This window comes from Sphingobium sp. PNB, from assembly GCF_019873065.1.
In the GTDB taxonomy this organism is placed as follows: domain Bacteria; phylum Pseudomonadota; class Alphaproteobacteria; order Sphingomonadales; family Sphingomonadaceae; genus Sphingobium; species Sphingobium fuliginis.
Genome location: NZ_JAINEZ010000012.1, coordinates 75,421 through 85,093 on the forward strand (window position 1 = coordinate 75,421; position 9,673 = coordinate 85,093).

General features: G+C 64.9%; 12 protein-coding genes. 7 read left to right on the plus strand and 5 right to left on the minus strand.

Going from position 1 to position 9,673, the window contains the following annotated elements:
- The first annotated feature begins 65 nt into the window (after positions 1–65).
- The 5 genes from K7W03_RS06615 (at position 66) to K7W03_RS06635 (ending at position 5,505) form a co-directional block, all read left to right on the plus strand.
- Positions 66–254, plus strand: coding sequence for a hypothetical protein (locus K7W03_RS06615; protein ID WP_044661801.1), 189 nt, complete (start codon positions 66–68; stop codon positions 252–254).
- A gap of 5 nt (positions 255–259) precedes the next feature.
- A complete protein-coding gene (locus K7W03_RS06620; protein ID WP_222885842.1) occupies positions 260–2,074 on the plus strand; it encodes a hypothetical protein in 1,815 nt (604 codons plus the stop codon).
- Positions 2,074–2,991, plus strand: coding sequence for a tyrosine recombinase (locus K7W03_RS06625; RefSeq protein ID WP_044661803.1), 918 nt, complete (start codon positions 2,074–2,076; stop codon positions 2,989–2,991). The genes K7W03_RS06620 and K7W03_RS06625 overlap by 1 nt, the downstream gene beginning before the upstream one ends.
- A gap of 11 nt (positions 2,992–3,002) precedes the next feature.
- Entirely contained in the window at positions 3,003–3,947 is a 945-nt protein-coding gene (locus K7W03_RS06630; RefSeq protein ID WP_025547878.1) for an acetyl-CoA carboxylase carboxyltransferase subunit alpha, read from the plus strand.
- A gap of 79 nt (positions 3,948–4,026) precedes the next feature.
- Entirely contained in the window at positions 4,027–5,505 is a 1,479-nt protein-coding gene (locus K7W03_RS06635; protein ID WP_222885843.1) for a M48 family metalloprotease, read from the plus strand.
- Between the two features lie 66 nt (positions 5,506–5,571).
- Here the strand turns inward: K7W03_RS06635 and K7W03_RS06640 are convergent, their stop codons facing one another.
- Together K7W03_RS06640 and K7W03_RS06645 are read right to left on the minus strand one after the other, a co-directional pair.
- Positions 5,572–5,736 (minus strand): Flp family type IVb pilin, encoded by a 165-nt coding sequence (locus K7W03_RS06640; RefSeq protein ID WP_025772654.1) that lies wholly within the window; start codon positions 5,734–5,736, stop codon positions 5,572–5,574.
- Between the two features lie 138 nt (positions 5,737–5,874).
- On the minus strand, positions 5,875–6,060 hold the full coding sequence (locus tag K7W03_RS06645) for a Flp family type IVb pilin (protein ID WP_061938928.1): 186 nt from the start codon (positions 6,058–6,060) through the stop codon (positions 5,875–5,877).
- 78 nt (positions 6,061–6,138) lie between these two features.
- Between K7W03_RS06645 and K7W03_RS06650 the strand changes: the two genes are divergently transcribed.
- On the plus strand, positions 6,139–6,546 hold the full coding sequence (locus K7W03_RS06650; protein ID WP_099186326.1) for a (deoxy)nucleoside triphosphate pyrophosphohydrolase: 408 nt from the start codon (positions 6,139–6,141) through the stop codon (positions 6,544–6,546).
- Between the two features lie 117 nt (positions 6,547–6,663).
- On the opposite strand, the gene bfr is transcribed toward K7W03_RS06650, so the two are convergent.
- From bfr to K7W03_RS06665, 3 genes are all read right to left on the minus strand, one after another.
- Positions 6,664–7,143 carry a bacterioferritin gene (bfr, locus tag K7W03_RS06655; RefSeq protein ID WP_025547881.1) on the minus strand — a complete coding sequence of 160 codons (480 nt, stop codon included), beginning with the start codon at positions 7,141–7,143 and terminating at the stop codon, positions 6,664–6,666.
- 150 nt (positions 7,144–7,293) lie between these two features.
- Complete coding sequence (locus K7W03_RS06660) at positions 7,294–7,464, minus strand: bacterioferritin-associated ferredoxin (protein ID WP_025547882.1); 171 nt, start codon at positions 7,462–7,464, stop codon at positions 7,294–7,296.
- A 53-nt stretch (positions 7,465–7,517) separates the two neighbouring features.
- Positions 7,518–8,762 carry a DUF418 domain-containing protein gene (locus K7W03_RS06665; RefSeq protein ID WP_222885844.1) on the minus strand — a complete coding sequence of 415 codons (1,245 nt, stop codon included), beginning with the start codon at positions 8,760–8,762 and terminating at the stop codon, positions 7,518–7,520.
- A 61-nt stretch (positions 8,763–8,823) separates the two neighbouring features.
- Here K7W03_RS06665 and K7W03_RS06670 point away from each other — a divergent pair, with 61 nt between their 5' ends.
- A complete protein-coding gene (locus K7W03_RS06670) occupies positions 8,824–9,591 on the plus strand; it encodes a methyltransferase domain-containing protein (protein WP_222885845.1) in 768 nt (255 codons plus the stop codon).
- Positions 9,592–9,673 lie beyond the last annotated feature (82 nt).

The following is a 9,673-nucleotide window of genomic DNA, read 5'->3' on the forward strand; positions in this document are numbered from 1 at the left end:
ACAAGGCAAATCGCAACTTTCCTTCAGCTTTGACCCAGCCAGAATAGCCAGCCAGAACAGGACTCATGAAGCGCAACCGTTCCTATAGCAGTTTTGAGGGCAGCTCCCGGCGCCGCAAGACGTCCCTGCCGATCATCCCCATCATTGCGGTCCTTGTGCTGGCGGGGATCATCGCCCTGCTCTGGTCGCGCGGCGGCGAAAAGCCGCAGGCCCGCGTGGAAAAGGTCATTCCCGCCGAAAAGCTGGGCCAGTAAACGGCATGGCGCAACGGCGGGTGAATGCGAAATGGGCGCTGGGCACGCTTGCGCTCGCTCTGGCGCTACCGGTGGTGGCGCAGGAGACGCCCGAATCGCTCCTGCCGCCCGGCTTCGGCGATGCGCCCGAAGCGCCGCAACCCGGCACGCAGCCGCCGCGCCCCGCGCCGGGCACGCCCGCGCCGCCTGTCGGCTCCACGCCCGCCACGCCCATCGTGCCGCCCAGCTTCGCCATCACGGACGAGGCCGGGGACAATGCGGCGGAACCGATGAGCGAGGAGGAGCTGGCCGCCGAAAAGCAGAAATACGACCTGCCGGAAAACGCCCATCGCTCACTCGATCGCGTTGGGCCGCTGACGCCGGAGCAGCGGGGGCTGGCTCCCAATGCCTTCGGCGCGCAGTCGGGCCAGTTCCTTGCTGCATTGATGAAGGAAACGCGGGCGCCGATCACCTCCCGCTGGGCGTCGATCCTGCTGCGCCGGGCGCTCTTGTCCGCGACCGATACGCCCCGCGACATCGACGGCGCCGATTGGGTGGCCGAACGCGCCTGGCTGCTGCTGCGCATGGGGGAGGCGGACAGCGCCCGCCTGCTGGTGCAGAGCGTCGATTCCGACCGGTTCACCCCCCGCCTCTATGCCATCGCCATGCAGACCTATCTGGCGACGGCCGATCCGGCGGGACTGTGTCCGCTGTCGGCGGGCGCGCTGCGGTTCAGCAAGGAGCCGGGCTGGGACATGACACGCGCCATATGCCCGGCGCTTTCAGGAGATCAGGGTTCGGCCAGCGGGGCGCTCAACCAGGCGCAACGGCGGGGCGTGGTGCGCGGCATCGACTATCGGCTGGCGGAAAAGGTCGTGGGCACCGGATTCAACGCCCGCAGGTCGGTGAAGATCGAATGGGACGCGGTGGACCGGCTCACGGCCTGGCGTTTCGGCCTCGCGACGGCGCTCAATGTCGAGATACCCGATGATCTCTATGCCACGGTCGGGCCCCATGTCCGCGCCTGGGAAGCGCGTGCGCCTGCCTTGTCCGCCGTTCGTCGCCTGCCGGGCGCAGAGGTGGCGGCGCGGCTCGGCGTCTTTTCCTCGCAGGCGCTGGTTGGCTTCTACAGCCAGTTGCAATCCGACGGCGACGTGCCCGCCAATGCGGCCGACCGGGTGGACGCGCTGCGTACCGCCTATGCCGGATCGGGGACGGACGAGCGGCTCCAGGCGATGCGGACAGTTTGGCAGAATGAGGCGCGGCCGGATTTCGTCGGCTTGATCGCGACGGCGCGGGCGGCCGCGGCGCTGCCGGTTTCGGAGCTGAGCGCGCGCGATGCCGCCAATCTGGTCGCGGCCATGTTCACCGCCGGTTATGACCGCGGCGCGGCGCAATGGTCGCGGCTTGCGGCGCAGGCGGACGGTGACGGCGCGGCCGACCTTTGGGCCTTGCTGGCGGTCGGTGCGCCGAGCGCGGTGGTGGAGATCGGGTCGGGACGGGTTTCCTCCTTCGCCAAGGATGCCGATCCCCACAAGGCGCAGATGCTGATCGCCGCGCTGGCGGGACTGTCGCGGCTCAATGCGCAGGACGGTGCGGCCCTGGCGCAGGATCATGGTTTCGATCTGGCTGCCGCCAGCCGCTGGTCGCGCGCCATCGATGCGGCGGCCGGCCGGGGCGAGAAGGGCAGCGTCGCGCTGCTGGCGGCGGTCGGCATGCAGACGGCCGACTGGAACCGGCTCCCGGCCTTCCACCTCTACCACATCGTCGCGGCACTGCATCGGGTCGGGCTGGACCCCGAAGCCCGGATGATCGCCGCGGAGGCGATGACGCGGCTCTGATGGGAGAGGATGCCGCGCTTATCGACCGCTTTCTGGAAATGATGGCGGCCGAACGGGGTGCCTCGCGCAACACGCTGCTGGCCTATCGCGCGGACCTGCAGGGGGCGGCGGACCTTGTCGGCGGCCTGGCGGTCGCCACCAAGGATGGCCTGGCGGAACTGGCGACGGCCTGGGCGGAACTGGCGGCCTCTTCCGTCGCCCGCAAGTCTTCCGCCCTGCGCGCCTTCTACGCCTTTCTGGAGGAGGAGGGGCTGCGCGCCGACAATCCTGCCGCTGCCCTGCCGCGTCCCGTCACCCGCCGGTCCCTGCCCAAGATCCTTTCGACGGGCGAGGTCGAATCCCTGTTCGCCCTGATCGCGGCGAAGCTGGCTGTCGAGCATCCCGCGCCGCTGGACCTGCGGCTGTCCGCGCTGATCGAGCTGCTTTACGGATCGGGGCTGCGGGCGACGGAACTGGTGTCGCTGCCGCGCCGCGCCCTGGCATCCGATCGGCCCTTCCTGATCCTGAGGGGGAAGGGCGGGCGCGAGCGGCTGGTGCCGATTTCAGACCGCGCCCGCGCCGCCGTGGCGGCCTGGCTGCCGCATGTTCCGGCCGACAGCCCCTGGCTCTTTCCGTCGGGCAAGAGCCATGTCAGCCGGATTCGCCTCTATCAGATGGTGAAGGCGCTGGCCGCCGCTGCCGGCATCGCGCCGGATCGGGTCAGCCCCCATGTGCTGCGCCATGCCTTCGCCACGCATTTGCTGGAAGGCGGGGCGGACCTGCGCGCGCTGCAATCCATGCTGGGCCATGCCGACATCGGCACCACGCAAATCTATACCCATGTCGACAGCCGCAGGCTGGTCGAACTGGTCAACAGCCGCCATCCACTGGCTTCCATGACGCATCGGCGCGTTGACGGCGAAGCGTCTGCGCCCTAACGCCATGCGCCATGGTTAGTTTTCTCGAATTCGAAAAGCCGATTGCCGAACTGGAAGCGCGCATCATCGAATTGCGCGCGACCGCCAATGCGGGCGACATCGACATCAGCGGCGAGATCGACAAGCTGGAGCAGCGCGCCTCCAAAATGCTGGTCGACACCTATGCGAAGCTGTCGCCCTGGCAGAAGACGCAGGTCGCCCGCCATCCCGACCGTCCGCATTTCAAGGATTATGTCGCGGGCATGTTCGACAATTTCATGCCCCTGGCCGGCGACCGTGCCTTTGCCGACGATCAGGCGATCATCGGCGGTTTCGCCACGCTGGGCGAGCGGCGCGTGGTGGTGATCGGTCATGAGAAGGGGGACGATACCGCAAGCCGCGTCCGCCATAATTTCGGCATGGCCAAGCCGGAGGGCTATCGCAAGGCGATCCGCCTGATGCAGCTGGCCGACCGTTTCGGCCTGCCGGTGGTGACGCTGGTCGATACGTCGGGCGCTTTCCCCGGCGTGCAGGCGGAGGAGCGCGGTCAGGCGGAGGCGATCGCCCGTTCGACGGAACAATGCCTGGCGCTGGGCGTGCCGATGGTGGCCGCCGTGGTGGGTGAGGGCGGCTCCGGCGGTGCGGTGGCGCTGGCCGCGGCCAATCGCGTGCTGATGTTCGAACATGCCGTCTATTCGGTGATCTCTCCCGAAGGTTGCGCCTCCATCCTCTGGCGCACGGCGGAAAAGGCGAGCGATGCCGCGACCGCCATGCAGGTGACGGCGCAGCATCTGAAGGCGCTTGGCGTCATCGACCGGATCGTGCCGGAGCCGGTCGGCGGCGCCCATCGCGAGCCGGTGCAGGCCATCGCCAATCTGGGCGCGGCGATCGGGGAGGAACTGGATTCGCTCTCGGGTCTTGGCGGCGATGCGCTGCGTACCGATCGCGCTGACAAGTTTCTGGCGATCGGCGTCTGACCGCGCGATCCTCTGTTTCGGGGAACATCCACCTGCTATTGCTCGTTACGCGAAGGTAACAGGGGTAGCAGGAGGCGCCGTGAAACGAACATCATCTCTGGCTGTCGCCGGGCTGGGCCTGATCGTCCTGACGGCCGCGCCGTCCGCAGACGGCCAGCAGCGGGCGATCCGTACGGTTTCGTCGATCAGCCCGCAGGAAAAGGAAGCGGGCGCCAAGCAGCATCCCCAGCTTCTCAACGAATTTGGCGGCGCCTATACCGGGCCGCAGGCGAAATATGTGGAGGGCGTGGGTCGACGCATCGCGGTCCAGTCCGGCCTGTCCAATGCGCAGGGGGACTTCACCGTCACCCTGCTCAATTCGCCGGTGAACAACGCCTTCGCGATTCCCGGCGGCTATGTCTATGTGACGCGCCAGCTCATGGCGCTGATGAACGACGAGGCGGAGTTGGCCGGCGTGCTCGGTCATGAGATTGGCCATGTCGCGGCGCAGCATGGCCAGAGGCGGCAGCAGGCGGCGCAGCGCAACGCCATTGGCGGCACCCTGTTGCAGGTGCTGACGGGCGCTCTGCTGGGCGATTCGGCGCTCACCGGCATGTTGCAGAAGGGGATCGGACAAGGCAGCCAGTTGCTGACGCTCAAATTCTCGCGCAGCCAGGAATATGAGGCGGACGATCTGGGTATCCGCTATCTTGCGTCGGGCGGTTACGATCCCAAGGCCCTGTCATCCATGCTGGCCTCGCTCGCGGCGCAGAGCAGCCTGGATGCCCGGGTCACCGGCAGTTCCCGTTCGGTGCCGGAATGGGCAAGCACCCATCCCGACCCCGCCTCGCGCGTTGGCCGCGCGTCACGCAATGCAGCCGGCAGCGGCTCCACCAGCACGGTCCGCAACCGGGACGCGTTCCTGAACGCCCTCAACGGCGTTCTCTATGGCGACGATCCGAAACAGGGCGTGATCGAGGGCAGCCGCTTCCGCCATCCCGATTTGCGGGTCAGCTTCACCGCGCCATCGGGCTTCGGCATGGAAAATGGCGCGAGCGCCGTCAGCGTCGTGGGGTCGGGCGGCCAGGCGCAGTTCAGCGCCGCACCCTATTCGGGCGATCTGTCCGCCTATATCGACTCAGTGTTCGCGAAGCTGGGCGGCGGCAATGGCGGCGTTCCGGCCGGAGAGGTGCGGCGCACCACCGTCAACGGCCTGCCCGCAGCCTGGCGCACCGTTCGCGCCAGCACCCAGTCCAGCCAGGTGGATGCGACGGTTTTCGCTTATGATTTCGGCGGCGGGAAAGCCTATCATTTCCTGCTGCTGACGGCGGCGGGGCAGGGAATCGGTCCCTTTTCCACCATGGTGCAGTCGGTACAACGTCTTTCGGCCCAGGATGCGGCGGCGATCAAGCCTCGCCGGGTCGATGTCGTGACTGTAAAGGCTGGCGACACCGTCCAGTCCCTGGCCAGGCGCATGGCCTATACGGATTATCCGCTGGACCGGTTCCTGACGATCAACGCCCTGACGGCGAATAGCGTGCTGCGTCCCGGGCAGCGGGTGAAGATCGTGACCTGGTGAAGCTGGGCGCAATGAAAAGGGCGACGGAATTGCTTCCGTCGCCCTTTTTAAAACTAAAGCCTAAGCTTAGTTGGTCAGGCTGTTCGACACCTTGTTGAAGGTGTTGGTGAGCTTGCCGCCCAGGCTGGTCATGGCGCCGATGGCGGCGACAGCGATGAGCGCGGCGATCAGGCCATATTCAATGGCGGTTGCACCCTTTTCATTCTTCATCATCTTGCGGATGAACTGCATTGGAAGTCTCCTTGCGTCAAATTTCACGTTTAACTACCCGGCCGCCCCCCGCTTGGAATGAAGGTCAGCTTCGGACGGTGTAGAGAGTGCGGGTTGATAAAGATTTAATGGAGCGCAGCAGGTGTCAGACATAAATGGTTAATGCGCTAGGACTTCCGTCGCGACATTGTTCCACATGCCGATGGTCTTGTTGGCGACGTTCGACAGGGCGCCGATGATGGCCAGGCAGATGAGGGCGAGGATCAACCCATATTCCACCGCCGTCGCTCCGCGCTGGCAGTAGATCAGCTTCCAGAAGCTGAAATTTTTGAATAATGCCCGCATGCCGCACCCCATTTACACACAGCCCCCGATGCCCTTGTAAAAGGGGCAGAGTTAACAAACCCCTCAAGCGGAACCATTATGACGATAATTTCTCCTCTGCTGGTGGTCGCCGCCGCCCTGGTCGACGCGGATGGCCGCGTGCTGTTGCAGCAGCGGCCGCCAGGCAAGCCGATGGCGTATCTCTGGGAGTTTCCCGGTGGCAAGGTCGAGCCGGGGGAAGCGCCTGAAACCGCGCTGATCCGGGAACTGGAGGAGGAATTGGGCATTCGCACCCATGCGAGCTGCCTGGCGCCCGCGACCTTCGCGAGCGAGCCGCTGGGCGACCGCCATCTGCTGCTGCTGCTCTATGTCTGCCGCAAGTGGCAAGGAATAGCGGAAGCGCGTCATGCGACCGCGCTGCAATGGGTCAGGCCGGCGCAAATGTATGCGCTGGAGATGCCGCCGGCCGACCTGCCGCTGATCGGTTTGCTCGATTCGCTGATTTAAATGGGCTGAATGACGCCTGCTTCCGTCTTCGCATGAGCACAATGTCATTCCCACCGCTGATCCGAAGCGTCAGTGGCGGGGCAGGCATGCCGGATAGGCCCGCCCGCCCGTGATCCCTTATTCTTCCGCAGCCTTGCTCTGCAGCTGGATATAGTTCTGGATGCCCATGCGCTCGATCATCTCGAACTGGGTTTCCAGCGTGTCGACATGCTCTTCCTCGCTTTCGAGGATATGCTGGAACAGATCCCGGCTCACATAGTCACGGATCGATTCGCAATAGGCGATGGCGTCCTTCAGCACCGGCAGGGCTTCATATTCCAACTCGAGGTCGGCTTTGAGGATTTCTTCCACCGTTTCCCCGATCTTCAGCCGGCCGAGCAACTGGAAGTTGGGCAAGCCGTCAAGGAACAGAATGCGCTCCGCCAGCTTGTCCGCATGCTTCATCTCATCGATGGATTCTTCATATTCGAACTTGGCCAGCTTCTCGATGCCCCAATGATTCAGCATGCGATAGTGGAGGAAATATTGATTGATCGCGGTCAGCTCGTTCTTGAGCACCTCGTTCAGATATTCGATAACCTTGGCGTCGCCCTTCATGGCGTTCTTCTCCGGCTGTAGGGGAAAGTGCCGGGATCATAAGCGTTCGGCTGGCGTTTGTTAATCCGCAAAGCCGCGGAAATCCGCCATTTTCTGCTACGCTATTGCGTCAGGTTCGCGTCAATCCGATGCGCCTGCTTCGCAATGGCTTCAAATGGAGGCGCGCTCCGCCGCGATGATCGTGCGGGCGAAGGGCACGCACTGGCCGCATTTCGGACGCCGGCCGAGGCGCGCATAGGCGCTGCAAGGGGTTGCGCAACCTTCACGGGCGACCTCTTTCAGGTCCTTTTCACGGATGGCATTGCAGACACAGACAACCATGCAAATCTCCTGAGGGGGAGATAGCGCAGATGATAATAGGTCGCAATAGGAATTCAGGCGCTGTTGCGAATCTTTTGCGTTTGGCCGTGGGCAAGGCTGCGCCACAGCCACTCCGCCGGGCCAAGGGCGAATCGGCGTTTCCAGAGGGGCGACCAGATCAGCATCGTCGCCCATGCCGCGATCACGAACAGCGGCAGCCTGTGGTGCGGAACCTGGCCGAACAGTCCCAGTCCCCAGCCATAGAAGATCCCGCACATGATGAGGCTGCTGCCCAGATAGTTGCTGAGCGCCAGTCGGCCGACGGCCGCGATGCGCCCGGTCAACGATGCGGCAGGGTGGCGCGTGAACAGCCACAGGACCAGGGCCGCCCACCCGACGGCAAGCGGGATGCGGAAGGGGAAGGACCAGGCCAATACCGATCCCAATGCCGTGAGCGGAGCGAACCGGCTGGAAACGATCCACGCCGCCAGCGCCGCCATCGGAATCAGCCCGATCAGGAAGCAGTGCCGCGCCGTCCGCCAATATTGCTCCGCCTCCCATCGGCCGGTGAGGAAACCGCCCTTCAACATCGCCATGCCCAGCAGCATGAACCCCAGCGTATCCAATGCGACGAATGGCAGGGTCGTGAGCCACTGTCCGCCGAACAGGGCGACATGATGGAGGAGGATGCCGCCATAGCCGCCGCGATAGACCCTATATTCGCTGCTGATGGCCGCGTGGTCCGGATCGGAAAGCGAAGCGACGAAATCGGCGAAACCCGCACTGACATGGCCGGGAGCATCGGGTGCGGCGGCGGCATGGCCCCAGGCATAGAGCGTGCCGATGAAGCCTGCACAGATCAGGAAATGCGCCAGGAAGAAGAAAAAGGCCCATTTGACGAGCGCCAGCGGCTCCCTGCGCGCGAATGGCAGCGCCGCCAGCCCGACCAGCGCATAAATCATCAATATGTCGCCCCACCACAGCAGCAGGTAATGGGCAAGGCCGAAGACGAACAGCCAGCCGGCCCGGATCATCTGCGCCCGTCGTCCGTCGCGTCCGGCCATTTCCTCCCGGTCGATCAGCAGCAGCATCGACGCGCCGAACAGCATGGAGAACAGCGCCCGCATCTTGCCGTCCACCAACAGGAAGCTGACGGTCCAGAAGGCAATGTCTCCTGTCGACAGCGGCCCCGCCGCCGCGGGGTTGAAATAGGCCTGTTCGGGCAGGGCGAAGGCCGCGATGTTCATCCAGAGGATTCCCATGACCGCGCAGCCGCGCAGAACGTCCATGGCGGGAATCCGGGCGGAAAGGGCGGTCATCGGTCGGCGCGGTCCTTGAAAGACTGGAAAAGAGAGTGCGGCTCTGTCAATGCGACTAGCCATGAACGGCCACCGCAAGCAACGAATAAGCGACGCTTTCGGCGCGGCTGCGGGGCATTATGACGATCATGCCGGGCCGCAGCGGCTGGCCGCCGCGCTGGTGGCCGATCTTGCGCAGCGGCAGAGGCCCGACGGGGTCGGCCGGATATTGGAGATCGGTTGCGGCACGGGTTTTCTGACACGCGACATCCAGGCGCGCTGGCCGGGCGCCGAACTGGTGGCGACGGATCTGTCGCCGGACATGCTGGCCCGCGCTGCCACGGGCGGACTGATTGCGGGCACTTTCCTGGCGATGGATGGGGAAGCGCCGATCTTCGAGGGCGAATGGTTCGACCTCATTCTTTCCAGCCTGGCCTTTCAATGGTTCGACGATCTGGAAAGCGCGATCGCACGGTTGGCGGGATTGCTGCGCCCGGGGGGCAGCCTGCTTTTCTCGACCATGGGGCAGGGCAGCTTCGCCCGCTGGCGTTCGGCGCATCAGGCCGCCGGATTGAGGCCGGGCATTCCCGACTATCCTTCGCTACCCGCATTGCGGTCCATGCTGGCGCCCTATGAGGACGCCTTCGCCTTCGATGAGGAATATGCCCTGCCATGCGGCGGCGCAAAGGGTTTGATCGCCCATCTCAAGGGCATCGGCGCCGTGGTGCCGAGCGAGGGGAGAAAGCCGCTTCCTCCCCGCGATCTGCGCCGCGTCATGGCGGCCTTCGAAGAGGACGGCGGCGATGACGTCTATCAGATATTGTTCGGCCGGGTGACGCGCGCCGGTTAGAGTATCCGTGATGATCAAGCTGGAGATTGCGTCCAGCATCGATCGGCTTTGAGCATGGCGTTCGCGGTGACGACGAGCTTTC